19 protein-coding genes are annotated in these 24,371 nt (G+C 57.0%); 7 read left to right on the forward strand and 12 right to left on the reverse strand.

From position 1 onward, the window contains the following. Window positions 1-2: 2 nt before the first annotated feature. The 4 genes from ETG88_RS02970 to ETG88_RS02985 all read right to left on the reverse strand — a co-directional run bounded on the left by ETG88_RS02970 (window position 3) and on the right by ETG88_RS02985 (window position 4,103). A complete protein-coding gene (locus ETG88_RS02970) occupies window positions 3-1,481 on the reverse strand; it encodes an SrfA family protein (protein ID WP_129034539.1) in 1,479 nt (492 codons plus the stop codon). A gap of 51 nt (window positions 1,482-1,532) precedes the next feature. Beyond that, window positions 1,533-2,678 (reverse strand): tellurite resistance domain protein, encoded by a 1,146-nt coding sequence (locus ETG88_RS02975; RefSeq protein WP_129034541.1) that lies wholly within the window; start codon window positions 2,676-2,678, stop codon window positions 1,533-1,535. A gap of 111 nt (window positions 2,679-2,789) precedes the next feature. Continuing rightward, a complete protein-coding gene (locus ETG88_RS02980; protein WP_129034543.1) occupies window positions 2,790-3,272 on the reverse strand; it encodes a hypothetical protein in 483 nt (160 codons plus the stop codon). A gap of 90 nt (window positions 3,273-3,362) precedes the next feature. Beyond that, complete coding sequence (locus tag ETG88_RS02985; protein WP_129034545.1) at window positions 3,363-4,103, reverse strand: YMGG-like glycine zipper-containing protein; 741 nt, start codon at window positions 4,101-4,103, stop codon at window positions 3,363-3,365. A gap of 674 nt (window positions 4,104-4,777) precedes the next feature. On the opposite strand from ETG88_RS02985, the gene ETG88_RS02990 reads away from it, so the two are divergent. After that, window positions 4,778-5,899: a YbdK family carboxylate-amine ligase gene (locus tag ETG88_RS02990; RefSeq protein WP_129034547.1), complete on the forward strand. Its 1,122-nt coding sequence runs from the start codon at window positions 4,778-4,780 to the stop codon at window positions 5,897-5,899. On the opposite strand, the gene ETG88_RS02995 is transcribed toward ETG88_RS02990, so the two are convergent. The 3 genes from ETG88_RS02995 to ETG88_RS03005 form a co-directional block, all read right to left on the reverse strand. After that, window positions 5,886-8,984, reverse strand: coding sequence for an efflux RND transporter permease subunit (locus ETG88_RS02995; RefSeq protein ID WP_129034549.1), 3,099 nt, complete (start codon window positions 8,982-8,984; stop codon window positions 5,886-5,888). The genes ETG88_RS02990 and ETG88_RS02995 overlap by 14 nt on opposite strands. Window positions 8,985-8,993: 9 nt before the next feature. Next, the gene (locus ETG88_RS03000; protein ID WP_100777294.1) at window positions 8,994-10,073 is read right to left on the reverse strand and encodes an efflux RND transporter periplasmic adaptor subunit; all 1,080 of its coding nucleotides are present in this window, start codon (window positions 10,071-10,073) and stop codon (window positions 8,994-8,996) included. A gap of 79 nt (window positions 10,074-10,152) precedes the next feature. Continuing rightward, on the reverse strand, window positions 10,153-12,846 hold the full coding sequence (locus ETG88_RS03005; protein WP_102104225.1) for a cation-transporting P-type ATPase: 2,694 nt from the start codon (window positions 12,844-12,846) through the stop codon (window positions 10,153-10,155). A 498-nt stretch (window positions 12,847-13,344) separates the two neighbouring features. Between ETG88_RS03005 and ETG88_RS03010 the strand changes: the two genes are divergently transcribed. Beyond that, window positions 13,345-13,593 carry a DUF1158 domain-containing protein gene (locus tag ETG88_RS03010; protein ID WP_100777296.1) on the forward strand — a complete coding sequence of 83 codons (249 nt, stop codon included), beginning with the start codon at window positions 13,345-13,347 and terminating at the stop codon, window positions 13,591-13,593. Here ETG88_RS03010 and ETG88_RS03015 read toward each other — a convergent pair. Then, on the reverse strand, window positions 13,579-15,147 hold the full coding sequence (locus ETG88_RS03015) for an alpha/beta hydrolase-fold protein (RefSeq protein WP_129034551.1): 1,569 nt from the start codon (window positions 15,145-15,147) through the stop codon (window positions 13,579-13,581). The two genes, ETG88_RS03010 and ETG88_RS03015, sit on opposite strands and share 15 nt — an antisense overlap. Window positions 15,148-15,270: 123 nt before the next feature. Between ETG88_RS03015 and ETG88_RS03020 the strand changes: the two genes are divergently transcribed. Next, window positions 15,271-17,415, forward strand: a complete 2,145-nt coding sequence (locus ETG88_RS03020; RefSeq protein ID WP_129034553.1) for a TonB-dependent siderophore receptor — start codon at window positions 15,271-15,273, stop codon at window positions 17,413-17,415. Window positions 17,416-17,471: 56 nt separating this feature from the next. Here ETG88_RS03020 and ETG88_RS03025 read toward each other — a convergent pair whose 3' ends face one another. Together ETG88_RS03025 and ETG88_RS03030 are read right to left on the reverse strand one after the other, a co-directional pair. After that, the gene (locus tag ETG88_RS03025; RefSeq protein ID WP_020885132.1) at window positions 17,472-17,813 is read right to left on the reverse strand and encodes a RamA family antibiotic efflux transcriptional regulator; all 342 of its coding nucleotides are present in this window, start codon (window positions 17,811-17,813) and stop codon (window positions 17,472-17,474) included. A gap of 35 nt (window positions 17,814-17,848) precedes the next feature. After that, window positions 17,849-18,952: an MBL fold metallo-hydrolase gene (locus tag ETG88_RS03030; protein ID WP_129034555.1), complete on the reverse strand. Its 1,104-nt coding sequence runs from the start codon at window positions 18,950-18,952 to the stop codon at window positions 17,849-17,851. Window positions 18,953-19,143: 191 nt separating this feature from the next. Here ETG88_RS03030 and ETG88_RS03035 point away from each other — a divergent pair, with 191 nt between their 5' ends. From ETG88_RS03035 to nfsB, 3 genes are all read left to right on the forward strand, one after another. After that, a complete protein-coding gene (locus ETG88_RS03035; RefSeq protein WP_100777300.1) occupies window positions 19,144-19,734 on the forward strand; it encodes a TetR/AcrR family transcriptional regulator in 591 nt (196 codons plus the stop codon). Beyond that, window positions 19,724-20,092 (forward strand): MmcQ/YjbR family DNA-binding protein, encoded by a 369-nt coding sequence (locus tag ETG88_RS03040; protein WP_100777301.1) that lies wholly within the window; start codon window positions 19,724-19,726, stop codon window positions 20,090-20,092. Before ETG88_RS03035 ends, ETG88_RS03040 begins: the two co-directional genes overlap by 11 nt. 119 nt (window positions 20,093-20,211) lie before the next feature. Then, entirely contained in the window at window positions 20,212-20,865 is a 654-nt protein-coding gene (gene nfsB / locus ETG88_RS03045) for an oxygen-insensitive NAD(P)H nitroreductase (protein WP_129034557.1), read from the forward strand. On the opposite strand, the gene ETG88_RS03050 is transcribed toward nfsB, so the two are convergent. Together ETG88_RS03050 and ETG88_RS03055 are read right to left on the reverse strand one after the other, a co-directional pair. Beyond that, window positions 20,862-21,905 carry a DUF2157 domain-containing protein gene (locus ETG88_RS03050; RefSeq protein WP_129034559.1) on the reverse strand — a complete coding sequence of 348 codons (1,044 nt, stop codon included), beginning with the start codon at window positions 21,903-21,905 and terminating at the stop codon, window positions 20,862-20,864. The genes nfsB and ETG88_RS03050 overlap by 4 nt on opposite strands. A gap of 24 nt (window positions 21,906-21,929) precedes the next feature. Continuing rightward, window positions 21,930-22,808, reverse strand: coding sequence for a helix-turn-helix transcriptional regulator (locus ETG88_RS03055; protein ID WP_100777304.1), 879 nt, complete (start codon window positions 22,806-22,808; stop codon window positions 21,930-21,932). Window positions 22,809-22,915: 107 nt separating this feature from the next. On the opposite strand from ETG88_RS03055, the gene ETG88_RS03060 reads away from it, so the two are divergent. Further along, window positions 22,916-24,343, forward strand: coding sequence for an MFS transporter (locus tag ETG88_RS03060; protein WP_129034561.1), 1,428 nt, complete (start codon window positions 22,916-22,918; stop codon window positions 24,341-24,343). Window positions 24,344-24,371 lie beyond the last annotated feature (28 nt).

Here is a 24,371-nt window from a genome sequence, read left to right on the forward strand (position 1 = left end):
GTTTAAGTATTGGGTTGAAGCATACGAATGGGGAACGTTTTGTCCCCATCATTGTTGCCGACACAATCGGCATGGCCAGACGCAGGTGATTTGCACTCTATTTTTGGGCCAATAAAATTGGAGCCATCGCTACATTTCATCTGTTCGGGATTAGTAATGCTGAGAGCACCTTTCTGCACACTACCTCTGGCAGAGCCAGTACAGGTCACGCCATTGGACTGGCGAACACTGACCGTGCCATTGCCCTGATTAAAGTTGTACTGCAACTGCAATGGGCGGCCGGTAAGCTTGTCCTGAATCCCGCCGTTAACCCGCCATTGCCCGTTAAGAAACTGAGCAGGGCCATCAGGCGTGGCGGCAGGCAGGGTGAGTGGTTCACCCTGAGCAGGTATTACTGGCGGTATGGTATTGGGGACAACTGCTGACTCCTGTGGAGCACCGTTCTGCCCTTCTGACGTTGCTGAGGGTGCAACACCAGCCGTCTGTTCAGTGACTAAGGCTTCACCATTTTTCACCGACTCCTGCGCTCCGTGGAGCGTCTCCTCTGCCCCCGGAGAGAGGACGTCGGCCTGTGCATCAACCCCATCCAACATATGACTGACTTCGCTTGTACCGGCTACGGGTAAATGGTTGGCGGTAGCTGGTTGACCGTTGATCAGCGGCGCATTCACGCCATCGGTGACGGAGGCTTTTCCCTCTGGAAGGTTGTGATTGACAGCATCACTGACTGGCAGGCTGTGGTTTTTCTCACTGGAAATGCCTGGCAACCCCGGGAGTGAAATAGCCGGTACGCAACCACGCAGCAACCCCAATAGTAAGGCAAGGAGAAGTAGGGCTAATAGTAACCAGAGTAACCAGCGCCAGTTCCAATTCCAGCGACGCCTCCGTGTAACCCCTTCGGTCGTATTAATATCAGAAACGATCGGCTGTGCCAGCTGCGGTGCCAATGATGCCACAGGTGTTTCCACCGGAACTGAGGAAGGTTGCAGCCAATGCATGGGATTGCGCTGCTCACCTTTGGGGTGAATAAATCCCCAAAAAGTAATGACTAATACCCCGTTAACCAGATAAAGAAACTCATCATCGGGAAACTGGTCAACTGATTTTAGTAACTGCGCAAATACACGGCGATCGCCGCCAGCTCCGCTTTTCTCTGCATTAAGCATCTGCTCACTTAATGCCTGCACCGACGTCTGAAAATCGTTGAACTGTTGCCGCGCGGAGGCTCGCTCACTTTCAGTTGCGCTACTCCAGGGGATGACATCGCCGGCAAAACTACTGTACCAGTCGGTACGATCGCCCCCCTGGTCGTTTTGCGGAATAGCAAGATGTCGTGCCAGGTCGCGACCTGCATCGAGGCGGTAGATGGCTTCACGTAGCTGAAATGCCATCTTAAACACGGGATAACCGGTTTCCCCCAGCGCCTTAAACGATGAGTTATTTCCGGTACGTAATAGTGGTCCCTGAATCGAATTTCGCATTGTCTAAACCTTGTAGGGCTGTTAATTAACGCAAATCAAACACAAACATGGCTAATTTTTGCTCGCACCAGGCGTCCATTTAAAGCCCCAGCCGTAATGCTTATCCAGTGACTCACGATTGCGGAAGAAACTGTTAAGCCGCTCCACTTTGATATCACCATTAACATTTTTTAAACGAGCGATTGCCACAACGTTATTGAGTTCACTTCCTTCTACCAACGTTGAAGTGACAGGAGGCTGTTCAGGGACATAGATAGTGATAGTGGCATCAGTACCCTTCCAGTTATCCGTACCGCCGTAGATAAAGGTGTAAATCAGCACTTCATCAATCTCTTGCCATTGGCTACCGTTGATAAAAAGCCATTCACCATCCTGGTCATCCCCCCCACGAAGATCTTTCGGCAACAACATATAGGGCGGTTTGTCATAGTCACCACGAAATTTACTGAGCGCCTCGACTCCGCTTATCTTGCCATTTTTGAAACGAACAAATGCGGCAATATCCAGATCCACAGGCTCATTATGTTGACCCTGTTGCCACGTCAGATTGACTCTGATACGCCCGAAGTCCTTTCTTTTTTCGAGACTGATGCTGGGGTTATCCTGCGTTAATTCCGTCTTTTCGGCTGCGGTTTTGGCAACTGCTGCAGGCGTTTCGTTCTGCACGGGAAGAATTGTGTCAACGCGGTTTCGGTTGGCAAACCACCACCAGGCGACCGCCAGAAGGAGCAGAAACATCAGCAACATTAACCAAGGCCAGAATCGTTTCCACCACGGTACGACTGGTACCACAGTAGCCGCTTTCTCTTGGGGGATAGCCCAGTTGATTAATACAGGTTCGCCACCGACGCTAAAGCAGGTAAGATTCTGTGAGTGAGTAAGGAGGAGTTGCAATGCTTGAGCGGGTTCCACTTCTCCACGGGCCTTCAGCTGTTCAACCAAACCCGAAACAGTATCCTGGTACTGCTGGCGCTTGCTCTGGAGTTGATGTTGTTCGGTATCACTCAGCGTGGAATATGGCGCTGCAAATCCTTCTCGCGCAGTCCACCACTCGAGATTACCTTCAGTGCTCCGACGCGCAGTCGCATAAAGCAATGCAAGAGAGGGTGGAAGGTAACGGTGAATAATAGCGACCGTATCCTCGTAAATAGCGAGGATGGAATCATCAATTGGCACTGATCGTGTTAATCGTTGCATAGCCCGCATTCATTGTCGTTATCATTAGCATCACACGCTGTGTAGGTGGAGCTATCTTGATCAGAAGGTCTGTTTAAGGCGGTCGTAAAGACCGCCACGCAAACAACATGCTTATTGAAGCGTGTTGGCCTCTTCCAGCGCTGCGACTCTTTTTTTGGCATCTGCAATTTTTGTCTCAAGAGCGGAAATTTCACTGGCGCTACCCGCTTTCTGAGACTGGCGTTGTAATTCCTGCAATTGCTTAATTTCTTGCTGACGCTGCTTATTGTTAGCTTTGCTCGACTGAAGTTTTTTAAGCGTCTGCGCCAGATCGGATTGCGCAGCCGTTAACCTGGCTTGTTCATCTGCCAGCTTCTGGCTTGAGGCAAGCTCCCTTCTTTGGGTATCAGCGAGATCTTGTTGCGCGATTTTATTGTCTCGCTGACTTTGCAGGACCTGACGCTCTTGCTCATCAACTTTCTGTCTATATCCGCCGGAAGTCGCACAGCTCAGCTTGGTAATAAAACTTGGGTCCTGTGCATGTAAGTCACAGTCCTGAGGAGATGATGCGCATCCGGCAAGTATGAGCGAAGCGAGTAGTACATATTTTCTCATGAAGTAGTCCATGAATTGAGAATGCTAAATATGGGGTCGAAGATAACCACAGGAATAAATAGGGCTGACAATAATATCACCCCGTAATTATCAACCGAGTGAAATAGCCTGGCGTTGGTTGTACAAGCCATCGGCTTCTTTTTCCAAAGCGACAATCTGACTATTGAGTTGGGTATACTCAGTGTTTAATGTTTTCAGCTTGTCTTTATCAGCCGGGGTGGTCGTGCTTTGTCCCTGCAAGGCAACTTTATAAGCAGCTGTTTTTTCATTCATGACCTTGATTTTGTCTTTCATGACTTTAATGTTTGCATCAACCTGAGCCAGTTCTTTATTGGCGCTGGCTTTATCGAATCCGGCATTATCTTTCTGCAGGCTAATTTTGGTCAGTGTGGCATGGTTATCACTAATAACTTCTTTCATCGCAGCACTTGTTTTCGCTACGTCTGCCGTGTCTTTACTAATATCTTTATCCATTGCCTGCAGACGATCTGCGGTTGTGGCGTAATCTTTTTTCAGATTGTCCAGATAATAGTTTGTCGCCATACCTGCAGCACATCCGGCAGCTCCGCCAGCGGCAGCGCCGACTAATGCTTTTTTACTGTCGCCAGCCAATACGCCCACTAATGCCCCCAGGCCTGCACCGGCCAGAGCGCCAACGCCACACCCTTGAGCTGTGGAACTGGTAAAGAACTTAGATTGTTCGGTCGTGGTCAATCGTGGATCAGGTTTGGTGTTCGACAGAAGAGAACTGCCTGTATTAGCACACCCACCAAGAAGAAGAGTCAGAGAAACAATAATACATGTTGCGCTACGCTCAAGCTTATTCGCCATCGTTTTATCCTTAAATTATCGCATGGCGCAGCCGCGAGAAAGTGTGCTGTCCATCGACACTATTGCTGTATTAAATTAAAAAATCGGGGCGCCTACCACTCTTTTAATAAAATTTCAATGAATAATTACTACTGGGGTAGGTTTCCGGACTATTCTATTTGATCTCATTTTAAAATCACTAAAAAAATGCACAGCATACTGATTTTTGTAGTGCTTAATAGAAATCGGCAGGCAGTCTCAGATCTTTAGCATTAAACAGAAAAATAATAATTTTACGTTTATTGTGGTGGATCAATTTTATCGATTTGCGAAGTGTAAACGACGGCAATCAGCGCAAGATAGCAGGCTGGCGGGGCGCATGTTGAAGTTGATGCTTCATCGAGATGCAATGATACGAATAGCCATTTTTAAAATATTAATGCGGATTTATCCCTATCTATGAACGCATCCAGGATTTCAGCTGTAAATATCTCATCCAATTGGTGATAAATGCTGAAAATTGAGACGTAGGCTGAATGGTTTGAAAAACTCGATAGCGCATCACCCACCCGCATTGAAGTTTACAGACCTGGATAATGCACAGGTATAGCTCGGGTGAAACGCTGCCACTTCCGCCATGCCGTTAAGGTCAGGAGATGTCTATACTCATTTCATCCCCGCAACCGGAGCGCGCCATGCCCCTACCCGACTTCCATGTATCCGACCCTTTTACGCTGGGTATTGAACTCGAACTGCAGGTGGTGAACCCGCCGGGGTACGATCTCAGCCAGGACTCTTCGGCGCTGATTGCCGCCGTGGAAAACGATATCAAAGCCGGTGAAGTCAAACACGATATCACCGAGAGTATGCTCGAAATCGCCACCGGCGTGTGCCAGGACATTCATCAGGCTGCAGCGCAGTTTTCCGCGATGCAGCAAGCGATCCTGCGCGCGGCGGCGGATCAGCATATTCAGATCTGTGGCGGCGGCACACATCCTTTTCAGAAGTGGCAGCGTCAGGAGGTGTGCGACGACGAGCGCTACAACCGCACGCTGGAGATGTTTGGCTATCTGATTTTGCAGGCGACGGTTTTCGGCCAGCACGTTCACGTCGGCTGCCGGAACGGCGATGAGGCGATCTACCTTCTGCACGGCCTTTCGCGCTTTGTGCCGCACTTTATCGCCCTCTCTGCCTCGTCGCCTTACATGCAGGGCAGCGATACCCAATTCGCCTCCTCTCGGCTCAATATTTTCTCGGCGTTTCCGGATAACGGCAAAATGCCGTGGGTGAATAACTGGCAGGAGTTCGAAGGGCTGTTTCGCCGCCTGAGCTATACCAGCACCATCGACAGCATCAAAGATCTGCACTGGGACATCCGCCCCAGCCCGCATTTTGGCACCGTTGAGGTGCGGGTGATGGATACACCGCTGACCCTGGCGCACGCGATTAACATCGCCGGGCTGATTCAGGCGACGTCGCACTGGTTGCTAACCGAACGTCCGTACAAGCACCAGCCGCAGGATGCCCTGCTCTATAACTTCAACCGTTTTCAGGCCTGCCGCTATGGGCTGGATGGCCTGCTGACCGACGTGAACAGCGGCGAACAAAAAACCATTGCGGAGGATATCGCGTGGCTGCTGGAGCGCGTCGCGCCATCAGCCGATAAGGTGGGCGCGACAAGCGCGATTGCGGAAATTGCCCTGATGTTAAAACAGGGCAAAAGCGAGGCGCAGCGGATGCGGGATTTTATCGCCGACGGCGGTTCGCTGACCTCGCTGGTACAAAAACACTGCGAGCTGTGGACTACTCACCCGTAAGTGAGTGCCCCCACTCGCGCAGACGCTGGAACAGCACGAACAGCGCCGGAATAAAGACAATCCCGACCACGGTCGCCACCAGCATGCCGCTGAACACCGTGGTCCCGATGATGCGGCGGCTCTGCGCCCCCGCACCGGAGGCCAGCATCATCGGCAGCACGCCGATAATAAAGGACACGGCGGTCATCATCACGGCGCGGAAGCGGCGCGATGCCCCTTCGCGGGCGGCATCGACAATCGCCATGCCGTCGATGCGCCGCGCGCGGGCAAACTCGACGATCAGAATGGCGTTTTTGGCCGCCAGGGCGATAAGCAACACCAGCCCAATCTGCACGTAAACGTCGTTGGCAAAGCCCGCAACCCACAGCCAGACCAGCGCACCGCCGATGGCAAACAGCACCGAGAGCATCACGCTTGCGGGCAAGGTCCAGCTTTCGTACTGCGCCACAAGGAACAGCCACGCCATCACCACCGCCGCCAGCACAATCCAGATCGCCTGATTGCCCGTCTGCTGCTCCTGATACGACATACCGCTCCACGCATAGTCATACCCGGCGGGCAGAGTATCGTTCAGCAACTGGCCCATCGCCGCCATTGCCGTACTGCTGCTCACGCCCGCCGCCGCCGAGCCGCTCACCGACACCGACGGGAACTGGTTGTACTGCTGCACAAACGGCGCACCGACGGTCGGGGTGATAGTCACCAGATTGCTCAGACGCACGCGCTCGCCATTATTGCTGCGCACATAAAGCTCGCTGATCTGCTCCGCACGCTCGCGCCACTGCATCTCGTTTTGCATCACCACATGGTAAACGCGATTATTAATGCTGAAATCCCCGGCGCGCGTGCCGCCAAAGGCGGTTTGCAGGCTGCTGAAGATGCGGCTCACGGGCACATCCAGACGTGCTGCGCGCTCGCGATCCACCTCAAGGGTCAGCTGCGGTACGTTGCTGCTCCAGGTGGTAAACACGCGGGTGAGTTGCGGATGCTGGTTGGCTTTCGCCAGCACCTCGCGGGTGACGCGCTCCAGCTCCGCCGGGCTTTGCCCTGCCTGGGCCTGAATACGCAGATCGAACCCGGAGGCATTACCCAGCCCCGGCAGCGTCGGCGGCGCGAAGGTCATGATGGTCGCTTCCGGCAGGGCCAACAGCTGACGTTGCAACCCGCCCATCACCTCGTCGAGCGCCGGGCGCTCGCTCCAGTCTTTCAGCATCACCGAGATAAATCCGCCGTTCGAGGCGCTGGTACCGTTGAGAATATTAAAACCCGAGACCTGAATAACATCCGCCACCGCCGGATTGGCGGCAATCAGCTCGCGCGCCGTTGTCATCACCGCTTCGGTGCGCTCCAGGGACGCCGCCTCCGGCAGCTGGACGCTGGCGAAGAAGTAGCCCTGATCTTCCTGCGGCAGGAACCCTTTTGGCATGGCGGTAAAACTCAGCGCCACGATGGCCGCCGCACCGGCAGTCGCCAGCAGTGCCAGCACAGGGCGACGGTTAAAGACCTCCACCAGACGGGTGTAAGCCTGCCGCGTGGCGTCCAGCGCCCGGTTAAAGCCGCGAAACACTGCCGCAGGACGCCCGACGCGCGGGCGCAGCAATAAGGCGCACAGCGCCGGTGTGAGTGTCAGGGCCACAATACTTGAAAGGGTTACGGCGGTGGAGAGCGTGACCGCAAACTGGCGATACAGCTCGCCGACAATCCCCGGCAGCAGCGCCACCGGCACGAACACCGCCAGCAGTACCAGGGTGGTGGCGATCACCGGCCCGGCAATCTGACGCAGCGCGTTGGCCGTCGCCTCCGTGCGGCTTTGCCCCTCCGCCATCAGCGTTTCGACGCTCTCGACCACCACAATTGCGTCATCCACCACCATGGTGAGCGCCAGAATAATGGCGAACAGACTCAGGGTGTTAGCCGAATAGCCGAGCGTGTAGAGCACCGCGAAGGTGCCAATCAGCGACACCGGGATCGCCAGCACCACAATCAGCGTCGCACGCCAGCTTTGCAGAAACAGTGAAACAACCACTACCACGGCAAGCAGCGTCAGGGCCAGTGAGACACCAATCTCTTTGATGGTCGCCGCCACAAACTCGGTGGTGTCGAACTTCACTTCCCAGGTCAGGTCCGCCGGGAAGCGTGTGGCGAGCCGCTCAAGCTCGCCGCGCACCGCTTCGGCCACGCGCAGGGCATTAGCCGACGGCGTCGGATAGATGCCTAAGTACGCCGAATCGTGACCGTTCAGCTGCGCGCCAGAGCTGTAACTTCGCGATCCCAGCTCGATGGTCGCCACATCTTTCAGGCGCACCAGTTGCCCCATGTCACCGGCGCGGATAATGATATCGCCAAAGGCGTCGGCTTCGTTGAGACGCCCCAGCCCGTTGATAGTGAGCGTTTGCTGCTGCCCGTTGAAGACCGGCGGCGTCCCCACCTGGCCTGCCGCACCCTGCACGTTCTGCTCGCCCAGCGCCTGGGCCACATCATCCGTGGTGACGTTGAGAGCGTTCATACGATCCGGACGCAGCCAGATGCGCATGCTGTAGTCGCGCGCGCCAAACAACTGGACCTGCCCGACGCCCGGCAGGCGTGCCAGGGCTTCGCGCACCTGGGTGCTGGCGTAATTGCTGACAAACAGCGTTGAATGGGTGCCTTCCGGTGAGTAAAGACTTACCCCCATCATCAGGTTAGTGGCGCGTTTTCGCACCTGGACGCCGTTTTGCTGCGCCTCGGCGGGCAACTGCGCCAAGGCCTGCGCCACGCGGTTTTGTACATCAATCGCCGCCAGATCCGGGTCGGTGCCTGCGGCAAAGGTGATGTTCAGGCTGTAGGCGCCTTCATCGGAGCTGGTCGATTCCATGTACAGCATGTGATCCACACCGTTAAGCTGGGTTTCCAGCGGCGTGGCGATGGCTTCTGCCACATCTGCCGCGCTGGCACCCGGCCAGCTGGCGCTCACATTCACCACCGGCGGCGTGATCTGCGGGTACTGCTCCACCGGAATCAGCCTCAGGGCGATGGCCCCAAGCAGGGTGATCACCAGCGCAATCACCATCGCAAAGCGCGGGCGTTTGATAAACAACGTCAGCATGGTGGCTCCTTAATTCAGAATCTGGACAGCAGCACCGGGCTGCAGTCGCGGTGCGCCGTCAGTGACCACGCGCTCATTCGCCTCAACGCCGCTTTGCACGGTGAACTGCTGGCCCATTTGTCCGCCGAGCGTAAGCGCGCGTTTTTCAGCGTTTCCGTCGGCGTTCACTACCCAGGTGAAAAATCCGTCGCCATTTTGTTGTACCGCAGCCGCCGGGATCACCAGCGAATCCTGCTCGCTCTGCGGTCGCAGCCAGACATTCACGTTGCCCCCCGGCAGCAGGCGGTGCTGCGGATTGGCGAATTCGGCGCGCAGCATTACGCTGGCGGTGCGCGGGTCGATACGGTTATCCACCGAGGTCAGGGTGCCGTTTTCACGCTGCTCGCCGTTCTGAATCTGCGCCAGCCAGGCCTGTTTTAGCGCCGTGATATCCGCATGCTGCCCGGCTTTCGCGGCAAATGCCCCCTCTTCCAGGGCGAAGGCAATGCGGATGGGGTCAAGCTGCACCACCTCCACCAGCGGGCCGCTCGATGGATTCACTACGCTGCCGACATGGAAGCGGCTGTGGCCCATACGCCCGTTGATGGGCGAGACTATCCGGGTGAAACCGAGGGTGACGTTTCGCGCCTCGAGACGGGCATTGGCCTGCTCCAGCGCCGCGCGGGCCACGTCGCGCTGCATCTGCGCATTGTCGACGTCATTGCGGCTGATAGCGTTACCGGTTTTCAGGCTTTGAAAACGCGTGAGTTGCTGCTGTGCCTGGCGCAGGGTGGCTTCGGCACTTTTCACTTCCGCCTGCGCCAGACGCACCGCCGCACGCGGCTCCGCGTCGTCGAGTTCGAACAGCAGATCGCCCTGTTTGACGTACTGCCCGTCGCGGAAATGGATTTTGGCTATCGCCCCTTCCGTGCGCGCCCGCAGCTCTACCGTATGGATCGCCTCAATGCGGCCAGGGATCTGGCGCTCAGCGGCGTGGGTGGTCTGCTCGACGCTGGCGACGCGCACCGGAATGGCGGCGGCAAGGGCGGTTTGCAGGGTGCAGGAAAGAAGTGCGACCGCCAGAGCGGTGCGCAGGAAGGTGGATTTCATGGGGAAGTCCTCAGGTGATTCTCTCCCTCACCCTGCCCGCTCCAGTGGAGAAGGTCAGGATGAGGGTGAGGGCAAAAAGTTATGCAGCCTTACGGAACCTGCGGGTCAGTCGCTTCTCAATTTCGACGATGAAGAACATCACACCAGCCAGCGCCAGGGTAACACCCCAGTAGCGCAGCGGCAGGGCTTCGGTGCCGAACAGCATCTGCATAAATGGCAGGTAGATAATCGCCAGCTGCAGCAGGAACAGCACACCCGTGACCAGCCAGATCCCTTTGTTCGCCAGCAGACCGCGGTTCAGAGAGAAACCATCGCTGTTGCGGCAGTTAATCATGTACACCCACTGCGCACACACCAGCATCTGCAGCAGCACGGTGCGGATGAACTCGGCGCTGTGGCCGCGCGGCGCGAGCCAGGCTTCCAGCGCAAAGGCTGCAATCGCAATCATGGTACCGACGAAGGCCACGCGCCAGACGGCGAAGGCATCCATCACGTGCTGACCGGTCTGACGCGGCGGACGCTTCATGATGTTGCGCTCGGCGGCTTCAAAAGCCAGGCCGAAGGAGAGCGTGGCGGAGGTCGCCATGTTCATCCACAGAATCAGCACCGGCGTCAGCGGAATAATGTTCCCCGCCAACAGGGCAATCACAATCAGCAGACCCTGCGCCAGGTTGGTTGGCATAATGAACAGAATCGTTTTCTTCAGGTTGTCGTAGACGCGACGCCCCTCTTTTACCGAGCTGGCGATGGTGGCGAAGTTGTCGTCCGTCAGAACCATATCGGCGGCTTCTTTGGTCACTTCCGTGCCTTTGATGCCCATGGCGATCCCGACATCCGCCTGACGCAGCGCGGGCGCATCGTTCACCCCGTCGCCGGTCATCCCGACGATTTCACCTTTCTCCTGCAGGGCTTTCACCAGGCGCAGCTTATGCTCCGGGCTGGTACGCGCAAAGATGTCGTACTCCACCGCCGCATCCGCCAGCTCGGCGTCGTCCATCTTCTCCAGCTGATAGCCGGTGACAGCCTGCGCACTGTTGGTGATCCCCAGCATCTGCCCGATGCTCATTGCGGTCTGCGGGTGGTCGCCGGTGATCATCTTCACGCGGATACCGGCCTGCTGACAGGCGTGGATGGCGTCGATGGCCTCCGGACGCGGCGGGTCCATCATCCCGGCGATGCCGAGGAAAATCAGCCCGTTGTTCAGGTCATCGTGGCTCAGCCCCTGCTGGTCGGCCGCCGCCGGTTTGTACGCGGCTGCTACCATGCGCAGCCCCTGGCTGGCATAACGCTCCATCTCGGTTTCCCACCAGGCGCGGTCAAACGCGTCGACACCGTGGCGAGTCTGCTGCTGGTCGCACAGGGCGAAAATCACGTCCGGCGCGCCGGTGACCAGGATCTGCTCCTCACTGCCAATCTGGTAGTGGGTGCTCATGTACTTGTACTGCGAGTCGAACGGGATTTTGTTAATCAGGCTGGTGACGACCGGCGCAAGATTGGCTTTGGCGGCCAGCACTTTCAGCGCCCCTTCCGTCGGCCCGCCGGTGATACCCCACAGGCCGCGCTCGTCCTGAATAATCTGGCTGTCGTTGCACAGGTCGATGGTGCGCAGATAGTGCTCCAGCACCGTGCCCTGCTGAACGTGCACCGGCTCGTCGCTGCCGTCCAGATAGATGTTACCCACTGGCTCGTAGCTGTTGCCTTCCACGCGGTAGCAGCAGTCGGCGGTGATAATTGCTTTAACGGTCATTTCGTTCATGGTCAGGGTGCCGGTTTTATCCGAGCAGACCACGGTCATCGCCCCCAGGGTTTCAACGGTTGGCAGCTTGCGAATAATCGCCTTTTTGCGCGCCATCGCCTGAACGCCGAGCGACAGGATAATCGAGATAATCGCTGGCAGACCTTCCGGCACAGAGGCCACCGCCAGGCTAATCAAAGAGAGCAGCAGCTCGCCCATTGGGATGTCGCGGAACACCAGGCTGAAGACAAACAGCGCCGCCATCATCGCCAGAATAATGGCGAAGATCGCTTTGCCGAGTTTGTCCATCTGCACCAGCAGCGGCGTGCGGTGCTTTTCAATTCCGGCCATCATCTGGTTGATGTGACCAAGCTCGGTGTCCTGGCCGGTGGCGATAACCACGCCCACACCGCCACCTGCGCTTACGGTGGTGCCGGAGAACACCAGGTTCGTGCGGTCACCCAGCGATAAATCGCCCTGCAATGGATTGGTGTGTTTATCCACTACCGTCGATTCACCCGTCAGAATCGCCTCTTCGACGCGTAAATTATGCGCCTCGATCAGACGCATATCCGCCGGAATACGATCCCCGGCGCGCAGGACAATAATATCGCCCGGCACAATATCCGTGGTTGGAATGGTCTCGTGGACGCCGTTACGAATAACACGCGCATCGCTGGAGAGCATATTGCGAATACTTTGCAGCGATTTCTCCGCATTACTTTCCTGCACATGACCAATTAAGGCGTTGATTACCGCCACGCCCAGAATCACCAGCGTATCCACCCAGTGCCCCATCACGGCGGTTAATACGGCGGCGGCCAGAAGAACATAAATCAGGACGTCATTAAAATGGGCGAGAAAACGCAACCAGGCCGGCTTGCCTTTTTTCTCAGGCAGGGCATTTGGGCCATATTGCTGCAAACGCGCCTGGGCTTCTGCACGGTCCAGTCCGTTGGCGTGGCTCTTTTTTTGCGCCAGTACCTGCTCGATGGTCTGCTGGTATGGCCGATTCTGGGAGTGAGTCTTTTTGGTCATTGATGCAATTCCTTCAATATCCGGTGGACGGAAGCCTGAATTCCTTTCTGGCTTTATTAAATTCATTTTTTATGGCGTTAATTCTTGCGGTGTAAATTGTTCTGCCGCAATATAATTAGCGCCGGCTTATTCAAAACACACATTCAATATTTCGATGAGATGATTTTTACAAAATATTTCTAAACGCAATCTAAACGAGGAGAGAGCATGTTTGGGATTTATCGCGGGCGCCGCCTGGCTTTGTACATAGTTGTTGCCATTGTTATTGCGACGTTAATTGGATACAGCACATATACGTTTGTAAAATTATTCACCTGATGATGACAGTTATTTACATAACCACAGAATAATTGAATTCATTCATTCGAGGTTTAATTAAATCAGGAATATTCCGGAATAATTATTCTTTTTTTATCAGGAAAGTGAATTTCGGGATGATATTGCTTTACGTTGCAGGATGCCGGACAATAACTTTTTTAACTGACAATTAACATTGATATGAAACACCCGTTAGAATCGCTGTTAACGGCAGGAGGCATTTTGCTAATGGCACTGCTCTCCTGCCTGCTGCTTCCCGCGCCATCGTTCGGACTGGCGCTGGCGCAGAAACTGGTCGCTCTGTTTCATCTGATGGATCTGAACCAGCTCTACACTCTGGTGTTCTGTCTGTGGTTTATCCTGCTCGGCGCCATCGAATTTTTCGTCCTGCGTTTCATCTGGCGCCGCTGGTTTTCACTGACCGCGTAGCCCCGTGAAATCGCGCATTCCGTGGATCAACGCTTCGCACCAGGCCGCGTAATCGTGGCCGCTGGACCACGGATGGAAGCTCACGCGATAGCCTTTCTCGCGTAATACCTGCTCAAACTTTTCCGTATTGCGATAGATCCCGCCGCCCGGCCCGGAGGTTTCGAAGCGCCCGGCCTGCAGCCAGAAGCGAATCGGATACGGCGGCGACTGCTGATACTGACGCGTGAGCCAGCCCGGAGCGTCCTCTTTCGGCGCCCACCAGTACGACCCCGACAAACTCAGCACGTTGCCGAACAGATACGGATAGCGCAGCGCCACCCAGGACGACGCAATTCCGCCATAGCTTGATCCCGCCAGCACCGTCTTTTGCCGTTGCAGCGCAATCCCCTGCCCGCGCAGCCACGGCAACAGCTCCTGCGCCATAAAATCGGCGTAATCCGGATTCGGCGGCAGCTCTTTGCCGCGACGGGCGTGATCGAGGCTATCAATAAACACCACGTTAATCGGCGGCAGGTGGTGGCGGGCGATCAGTCCGTCGAGCACATTGGCAAAATGGTACTCATCCTGGTAAATCTGCCCGTCAAACAGGATCAGCGTCCAGCGTGCGGGCTGTGCACCGCGCGGTTTGTAAATCATCACTTCCCGCGCATTACCGAGGATATGACTGGTAAACGGCTGGCGCGTCAGCGAGCCATGGGTAAGCGGCTGCGCGGCGGCCTGCGCAGAACAGTAGCGCGCGGGGCTGAGATCGAGCAGCGAATAGCGGTTCCAGCGATCGGCCTGCTGATCGCCGTAGGTCTGTGGATTGAGCGGATCGGCCTGCGCGCTCACCAGAATGGCGCGGCGCTGATCGCGTGCGCTGCCCTCCACGCGCGGCACATCCGGTGCCAGTTTGTACTGCATGATCGTATCCGCAGGCACCACGTAGCTGCGGAACCAGACGTCGGTTTTGCCAAGACGAAACAGCGGATCGTGATCGCCTGCGGGCGACCCGAGAAGAAAGACGTTATCCCGCGCGCCGCGCCATAAGAACGTCACGCGCTTGTGGCTGGCATCGACCGGCTCCACCATCGGCGTTCCCTGCCGAATTTGCGCCTGCCAGAACGCATGAGTATCTCCACCGGCAGCAACCGTTTTAGCCAGCGTTTGCAGCGTCGGGCTTTCTGGCTCGAGCATCTGCGTGCGCGGGAGTGGCGACGTCTCTTTCATCCGCCACGTAAAGCGCCACGGCTTGCCCTCTTCCCCGTGCAGCACCAGAGACGTGCTCTGCTGCACCGGCAGCGCAAACAGCAGTGAGTGCTCGCCATCGCTGGGACCTTTTTCAATCAGCGTACGAATACGGCGGTTTTGCCCGTCCAGCAGCCTGGCATCGGTTACACCGCTCAGCGTCGCGGAAACGTAGTTTTCATCGAGCGCGGGCAGGACGAAACAGACCTCGCCGCTGGCATCGAATTTCCCTTTCTGTTCCCCCTGAATGGAAGGATGCTCGCACGTTGCCGCCAGTGCTGGCAGCGTACTTATCCCTAACAGCAACCCACTCCACGCCCTTTTCATACCGACTCGTTCCCCTGCAAAATTTGTTAGCAACGCTAATGCAAATGGTAATAATTTGCAATATCATCTGAGCCGTTATTAGGGTGTTTTTATGGCGATAGCAATTAAGGGATTTTAATAAAAATGTTTAAAAATAATAAGATAATGCAACTCTGGTTGCTGAGTCTGGCCAGCGTCAGCGTGGCGGCTCAGGCAGAAACAAATGAAGAAACCCTTCTGGTCACGCAGAGTGTCACCCAGGAGCCGACCGCTCCGGTGAAGGGGATCGTGGCGACGAAAACCCTTTCGGCGACCAAAACCAGTGCCGATATTGTGAAAACGCCGCAGTCGGTTTCCGTCATTACGCGCGATCAGATGGAGCAGCTGGATGTCACGTCCGTGTCACAGGCCCTGCGCTACTCTGCCGGGGTATTTACGGAATACCGCGGCTCGTCCAATCGTAACGATGAAGTGTTCGTGCGCGGCTTCAGCTACGTGCCGAAATTCCTCGACGGACTGAGCTACGGCGCGACGGCCTCCTCGCAAACCGGCACCATGGATCCGTGGCTGCTGGAGCGCGTCGAATTGGTGCGCGGCCCGGCCTCAGTGCTGTTTGGTCAGGTCAACCCTGGCGGGCTGATCAGCATGACCAGCAAGCGCCCGACCAGTGAGCCAGTCCACAACGTGCAGTTCCGCACCGGCAATCACGATCTCGCCGAAGGGGCGTTTGATTTCGGTGGCCCGCTCAGCGACGATGGTCGCGTGCTGTATCGCGTGAACGGAATAGCCCGCACGCAGCACAACCAGGTGGAGGATTACAAAGAGACGCGGATGGCGATTGCCCCGGCGATCACCTGGTATCCTAACGATCAGACGCGCTTTACCCTGCTGACCAGCTACCAGAAAGATCCTGACGCGGGCTATCGCAACTTCCTGCCCGCTTATGGCACGGTGACCAGCGCCAACGGGCGCTACATTCCGCGCGACTTTAACGTCAGCGATCCGGATTACAACCAGTCCTGGCGTGAGCAGACGATGATCGGCTACGAGCTGGAACATCAGTTCGCCGAAAACCTCACTTTCCGCCAGAACGCCCGCTACGCCTCCATCAAGCAGAAATATCGCTATCTGGTGTACGCCAACAGCGCGGCAGACAGCACGGTGCTGACCCGCCGCGCCCAGCATGAAGAGCGCACCACCAACGAGTTTGGTCTCGATAACCAGCTGGAATCCCTGTTCACTACCGGCGATGTGAGCCACACCCTGCTCGGCGGGCTGGACTACAAAACCAGCAAAGATAAGCAGTTGCTGGAACGCGGGATGGGCAAACAGTACGACCTCGACTGGACTAAGCCGGTGTATGGCATCAACGTCGATGAGAGCACGTTCAGCACCGCGACGGACGAGCAGCAAAACCTCGACCAGATGGGCGTCTATTTGCAGGATCAGCTGAGCTGGAACAACTGGGAGTGGCTGGTGTCCGGGCGTTACGACTGGACCGAAGTGCGGACCACCGATTTCACCGGCGGCGCGCCGACCCAGCAGAACGATAACAAGTTCACCTGGCGCACCGGGCTGCTCTATGCGTTCGACTTTGGTCTCTCGCCGTACGTCAGCTACAGCACCTCCTTCGAGCCGAGCCTGCAGACCAACCGTGCACCGGGCGTGGCACCGTTTAAACCAACCACCGGGAAGCAGACGGAAATCGGCCTGAAGTATCAGCCGGTCGACTCCACGCTGATGACCCTGGCACTGTACGATCTGACCCAGAGCAACGTGGCGACATACAACAGCGCCCAGGGCTGGTTCGAAAACGCGGGCGAAGTGCGCTCCAAAGGGGTGGAGGCCGAGATCCACTCAACGCTGATGGAGAGCATCAACCTCATCGGGTCGTATACCTACACCGATGCGGAAATGCAGAGCACCACGGTGGCAGGCACCGAAGGCAAAACCCCGGCGCGTATTCCGGCACACATGGCGTCGGCCTTCGCCAGCTACACCGTGCCTGGCGGGGCGCTGAAAAGCCTGACGGCGGGCGTGGGGATGCGCTATATCGGCACCAGCTATGGCGATGCGAAAAACACCTTCAAAGTGGCGTCGGTGGATCTGTATGACGCGATGATGAGCTATGAGCTGGGCGAGCTGAACAGCAGCCTGAAAGGGGCCAGCGTACAGTTCAACGTCAATAACGTAGCGGATACCAAGTATGTGGCGTCCTGCGCCAGCGATACGGCGTGTTTCTACGGGATTGGTCGTACGGTGACGGCGACGGTGAATTATCGCTGGTAGTGAGCGATTGCCGGGTGGCGGCACCGCCGCACCCGGCATCTAAGCTCACACGTTTTTTAATGCGTGCGGCTGTGATTCTCTTTGCGGTACGCACCCGGCGGCTGATTAAAGGTACGGGTAAAAATCCGCGTAAATGTCTGCTGGGAATCAAACCCGTAGCGCAGACAGATGTCATACACCCGTTCGTCGGACTCGCGCAGATCCCGCGCTGCCAGCAGCAGTTTGCGCTCGCGAATGTACCGCCCCAGGCTTTCACCCTTGTATTGCATAAACAACCGCTGTAGATGCCATTTGGAGTACCCCGCGTGACGGGCGATCTCCTCAATGCGCAGCGGCTGATGTAGATTGTCGTCGATCCACTCAACGATAGTGTCGATGACCTGAGCGGAAATAGTCATGCTGCTCTCCCCCTCGACTGCTTGTCGGTTAAACATTATTCCCACCACTCACGAAATTGCTGCGTCGTATCATTCACCCTGACCGGTTCGCCCAGCTCTGGCGTCAGCAGACGATACTTTTTATCCTGGCTTGCGCGCGTCAGCTGAATTACCGGGTCGTTCCAGCTGTGTTTTGCCAGCACAAAGCGTCCGTAATGGCCCGGCACCACCGCTTTAGCGTTGATATCGGCGGCGGCCTGCGCGGTCTCTTCCGGCAACATGTGAATGTATTTCCAGTCCTGGTCGTACTGTCCGTTTTCCATGATCGCCAGATCGACCTCGCCGAACTGCTCACCAATGGCTTTAAAGTGCGGGCCGTAGCCAGAATCGCCGCTGTAGTAGACCTTTTGCTCAGGCGTGACGAACATAAAGCTGCCCCACAGGGTCTGATTGCGTTTAAGTCCTCGGCCAGAGAAATGGCGTGCGGGCAGCACGTGTACCGTCAGCTCATCGCTGATACGCACCGACTGATTCCAGTCGCGCTCGTCGATAATCTGTGGGTCCATTCCCCAGTAGCGCAGATGCGACCCGACGCCGAGCGGCGTGACCACACGCTTCACCTTCGGCATCAGCGCCTTAATGGTGGCGTAATCGAGGTGGTCGTAGTGATCGTGCGAGATGATCAGCAGGTCGATCTCAGGCATCGTTTCCGCGCGCCACGGATATTCCCCGGCAAAGGCTTTGTTGAGGAACGAAAACGGCGCGGCGTAGCTGCTGAAGACCGGATCAATCAGAATGCGTTTGCCCGCCAGCTGCAGATACCACGACGAATGTCCGAGCCAGACCAGCGTCTCCTGCTCCAGCGGAATCGCCGCCAGATCGGTTTTCACCAGCGGCAACGGCTGAGCGGGACGGGCGTTTTCCGTTTTGCTGACCAGAAATTCCCACATCGCCACCAGCATATTTTTGTCGCCGTTGTAGCCCGGCGTCGGCAGCGTATTGTGGAACTGTCCGTCGCGATAGTGTGGCGAGGCCTCCACTTCACTGAGCTGTGCGCCCTGCGGCGGCTGGCCGAATCCGGCATTTAACACAAAGGGCAAACTCGCCGCTGAAGCAATAATCATGACAAACACCACGCTAAGAAGAAGAGGCTTTTTCATATCCTGACCCGAATACGCGCCCCCTTCCGTTGGTTTGCGCGGGTTGAACTTGATTATGAGTGAGTAAGCACTCATTATAGATATGATGATAAAGTCGTCAAGACGTTTTCGATCTTTGACATTCCGCGTTGCAGCGTGGCAAAGAGCATGTTTCAATCAGGGTTTTACACATTGACAGGAGGGGAATTTTAGTGGCACGTCCGAAGAGTGAAGATAAAAGACAGGCGTTACTGGAGGCAGCAACCGCTGCATTTGCGCAGTCAGGGATTGCTGCATCGACGGCGCTTATCGCCCGTAACGCGGGCGTCGCTGAAGGCACGCTGTTTCGCTATTTTGCTACTAAAGACGACCTGCTGAATGCCCTCTATCTGCACCTGAAACAGGATCTCTGCCAGACCATGCTGGCAAACCTGGATCGCGCCATTAACACCCCGAAAGAACATACCCGCAATATCTGGAACAGCTATGTGGACTGGGGGATTCGCAACCCTGTCGCCCACGGCGCTATCCGCCAGCTCGGCGTGAGTGAAAAGATCAACGCCGAAACGGAACAGGCGGTGCATGAGATGTTCCCGGAACTGCACGAGCTGTGCCGTCGCTCCGTGCGCCAGGTGTTTATGTCCGATGAGTTTCGCACCTTCGGCGATGCGATTTTCTTATCGCTTGCCGAAACGACGATGGAATTTGCCACCCGCGACCCGTCCCGCGCCAGTGATTTTAAATCCCTTGGCTTTGAATCCATGTGGCGCGCGCTTGCCATCGAGGATGTGAATGGACAGTAAATCCCTGCAGGCTTGCGCCAAACGCGTCGCGCTGGAATTGCCCTTCACCGAGCACTGCTGGCCCTTTGGCCCGGAATATGACGTGTTTAAGATCAACGGGAAGATCTTCATGCTGATGGCGGTCGCCCACGGGCGGGCGCATGTCAGCCTGAAATCCGATCCGGAGAAATCACTGCTCAACCAGCAGATCTATCGCGGCATCGAACCCGGCTATCATCTGAACAAAAAGCACTGGATCTCCCTCTACGAAGCCGACGATATCACGCCAGAACTGGTGGCGGATTTGGTTCTCGACTCGTGGAATCTGGTGGTGGATAAGCTGCCGAAAAAAGATCAGAAGCGCATTCGCCCTGCCTGATTGTTCACGTCAGACGAACAGTATAAGCGCATATCTGGCACTTATCTTTTCCCGTGAGTCCTTGTAATCTGCTCTCTTTTCTCGCCCGCAGACGGCGAATTTATTGACCAGGAGTTGTTATGGATATCATTTCAGTTGCCCTGAAGCGTCACTCGACCAAAGCATTTGATCCCACCAAAAAGTTGACCGCAGAACAGGCAGAACAAATCAAAACGCTGCTGCAGTTCAGCCCGTCCAGCACCAACTCACAACCGTGGCATTTCATCGTCGCCAGCACCGAAGAGGGCAAAGCGCGCGTGGCAAAATCAGCGGCAGGCACTTACGTGTTCAACGAGCGTAAAATGCTGGATGCGTCCCACGTCGTCGTCTTCTGCGCAAAAACCGCGATGGACGATGCGTGGCTGGAGCGCGTCGTGGATCAGGAAGAAGCCGACGGGCGTTTTGCGACCCCAGAAGCGAAAGCCGCAAACCACAAGGGCCGCTGCTACTTTGCCGACATGCATCGCGTCGATCTAAAAGATGACGATCATTGGATGGCTAAACAGGTTTACCTGAACGTCGGTAACTTCCTGCTGGGCGTGGGGGCACTGGGTCTGGACGCGGTGCCGATTGAAGGTTTCGACGCCGCCATCCTCGACGAAGAGTTCGGCCTGAAAGCGCAGGGCTTCACCAGCCTGGTCGTTGTGCCGGTCGGCCATCACAGCGTGGAAGATTTCAACGCCGCTCTGCCAAAATCTCGTCTGCCGTTGAGCACGATTATTACTGAGTGCTAATCGACATGGGCACGCTGGTTTCCGGCGTGCCAAATTCTCTCCGCATAACGCCCAATCACCGCCAGCGACGCCGCCAGAATCAGGAAGAAAATCACTTTATTCATCCCGTCCCAGAAGTATTCGAAATAGCGGGTATAGAGGTTAATGGCGAAAAACGTCAGGCCGAAACCGCGCAGCATGCCGTCGTCGGTTTTCAGGCTGATATAAATACACACAACGGCGGCGACGGCGAAAAGCAGCGCCCACGGCAGCAGCGCAGCGCGAGTAACGCCATACCAGCTGTCGATATCGTAATTACCAAAAATCGACATGATCCACAGGGCCACAAACAGGTACGTCAGCCCCATCGCTTTACTGGTGGTGTACAAGTGACGTTTGATTAACATCGCCCGCAGCAGCCAGCACAGCGCCAGCAGCGCCCCGCCGAAGAAGATAAACCGCACCGGGTAGTTCATCCCCAGCCAGTAGGCCCCCCAGCCGGACATATACCCGGTTTCAGCCCCAAACCAGTTGCCGAGCGACAGCAGGAAAAAGAGCCACACCAGACCCGAGCGCCCAAAGAAGCCCACCAGCCCGTAAACCACGCAGCCCGCAAGGAATAGCGGCGCGATATGCCCGCTGCCGTTATCCAGCCGCTCGCCCAGCTGCCAGAGCGCAATGGCGGTGAAGAGAACGCCGAGAAACAGAATTGCTTCGGTGCTGTAGTGCCACTGGGTTTCTCGCCGCTGGCGGCTGAATCCCCAGAGATAAAAGGCCACCGCCAGCACGGCGGGCAGCCCGATGCGGGCAACGAAAGAGAAGGAGAAAAAGGCGATGATGCGTTCCATCAGCTCGCTGTCAGCAAACAGGCTGCCGAAGGCGATCATCACGCAGGCCAGCGCGGTCCAGAAGGCGTAACGGCTGAGTCGCTGCCAGTCCATCGCCACGCGTTTGAGGGTGCCCGCCAGCCGCTGGTGTTCATCGGTACTGAGCGCGCCCTCCTGCTCCCATTCGACGAGCGCCCGACGCAGCAGGCGTTCCTGTTTGCGAGTCACGTTCATGTTCTGTCCCTGAATGAGTGAAATTTAGTTGAGTATAACAGCCTGTTCCGCCAGCCACGTGAGCGCATGTTCGCCCGCGTCGTCCACCGGGAGATAAACCAGCAGCCGCGAGCCGTTGCGCGGAGCGGAGTACCAGTACATCTGCTGAAGCTGAAAATCCCCCAGCTGCGGATGGCTGAAGAGTTTCAGCTGATTTTCCACGCCGCGCACGTCATAGCGCTGGTGCCACAGAGCCTCGAACTCTGCGGAGACGGCAAAGAAGCGCGCCAGCTGCGCTTCCCACTGCGGTTCGCCGCGATGCTCGGCCATTGCCGCGCGGAAGTAGGAGACGAAAATCGGCAACACGTCATCGCGTTTGCCGAGTCGACTGCGCCACGCCGGATGGGTGAGAAATAGGTAGATGCAGTTACGATCTTCCGGCGGAATGGCGTTGAAATCCACCCCCATCAGATGGCCAAAACTGTCGTTCCACGCCACGATGTCGAAGTTCGGTTTCTGAATGCTGGCCGGTTTCGGCATCAGCGTATCCAGCAGACGCCGCGTGCCTTCGCTGATCCCCTCACACACGGTCTGCTGCGGCGCTTCGCCCGGCGGCAGCCCCGCCAGCACAAACAGATGGCGCGTTTCCGTGGCGGTGCACTGCAGGGCTTTCGCCACCGCCACCATGACGGCGCTGGAGGGATTGACGTCCCTGCCCTGCTCAAGCCAGGTGTACCAGGTCACCCCCACATCCGCCAGCATCGCCACCTCTTCGCGACGCAACCCCGGCGTGCGGCGCCGACCGCTGCGCGGCAGGCCCAGCCGCTGGGGATCGAGGCTTTCGCGGCGCGCGCGTAAAAAGGCCCCGAGCTGCTTGCGGTTGTCGTCCTGCAAAGAGGAAGTGGGTTCGGTCATCAGCGTCATACGGCCCCCTGCGTGGTAGTGCCAGTACCAGTATAAGCAAGAACTGGTACCCGTTTTTATTATCACCGATGCTACGTCCATCTGCTGAATGACGCAATGGAGTCACCATGAATACGTCTGTTGTTTCACCGGGTCGCGCAGGCCTGATATTGCTGCTTACAGGCCAGATGCTGCCGCTGATTGATACCTCAATCACCAACGTGGCGCTGGATTCGATCACCCACTCACTGCACGCCACGGCCACCGAGCTGGAGCTGATTGTGGCGCTGTACGGCGTGGCCTTCGCCGTCTGTCTCGCGCTGGGCAGTAAGCTTGGCGATAACCTTGGCCGCCGCCGTCTGTTTATGTGGGGCGTGGCCGCCTTTGGCGCGGCATCGCTACTGTGCGGCATGGCGGGAAGCGTGGAGCAACTGCTGGGCGCTCGCGTGTTGCAGGGCGCTGGCGCGGCGCTGATCGTGCCGCAGATCCTCGCCACGCTGCACGTCACCCTGAAAGGCACGGCCCACGCCAAAGCCATCAGTCTGTTTGGCGGCATCGGCGGAATTGCGTTTATCGTCGGCCAGATGGGCGGCGGCTGGCTGGTGTCGGCGGATATAGCCGGGCTGGGCTGGCGAAACGCGTTCTTTATCAACGTGCCGATTTGCCTGCTGGTGCTGGCCCTGAGCCGTCGCTACGTGCCGGAAACTCGCCGCGAAACGCCGTCGCGCATCGACTGGCAGGGAACCACCCTGCTGGCAGTGATCCTGTGCTGCCTGCTGTTCCCGATGGCGCTCGGGCCGGAACTCCACTGGCCGCTGGTGTTGCAACTGGCGCTGATCGCGGTGGTTCCGCTGATGCTGTGGATGCGCGCCAGCGCGTTGCGTAAGCAGCAGCGCGGCGAACATCCCCTGCTGCCCCCGCGTTTGCTGAAACTCACCAGCATCCGCTTTGGGATGCTGATCGCCCTGCTGTTCTTCAGCGCCTGGTCAGGCTTTATGTTCTGTATGGCACTGACCATGCAGGCCGGGCTGGGGATGGCGCCGTGGCAGTCGGGAAATAGCTTTATCGCCCTCGGCGTGGCCTATTTTGTCTCCGCCTGGTACGCGCCAAAACTGATTGCCCGCTACAGCATGGGGCGCATTCTGATGACCGGCCTGACGGTACAAATCGCGGGCCTGCTGCTGTTGATCGCCACCTTCTGGCGCTTCGGCCAGGCAAATACGGCGCTGACGCTGGCCCCCGCCACAATCCTGATTGGCTATGGCCAGGCGCTGATCGTCAACAGTTTTTACAGGATTGGGATGCGCGATATCAGCAGCTGCGACGCAGGCGCGGGAAGCGCAATCTTGAGCACGCTGCAACAGGCCACACTCGGTCTCGGCCCCGCCATTCTTGGCACCCTGTTCCTGACCTTTGCGCGTCACAACGGCGGCCATTACCCGCAGGCGATGATCGGTTTTCTGAGTATTGAAGTGGTGATGATGCTGGCGCTTGGCGGCATTGCCCTGTGGTTGCGCCACCGCCTGGAGGCCGGCCCGCTGCCTGCTGCGTCATAACAACACCTGCATAGCGTCGCGGGTTGCA

It is taken from the genome of Lelliottia nimipressuralis, from assembly GCF_004115925.1.
GTDB lineage: Bacteria > Pseudomonadota > Gammaproteobacteria > Enterobacterales > Enterobacteriaceae > Enterobacter > Enterobacter nimipressuralis.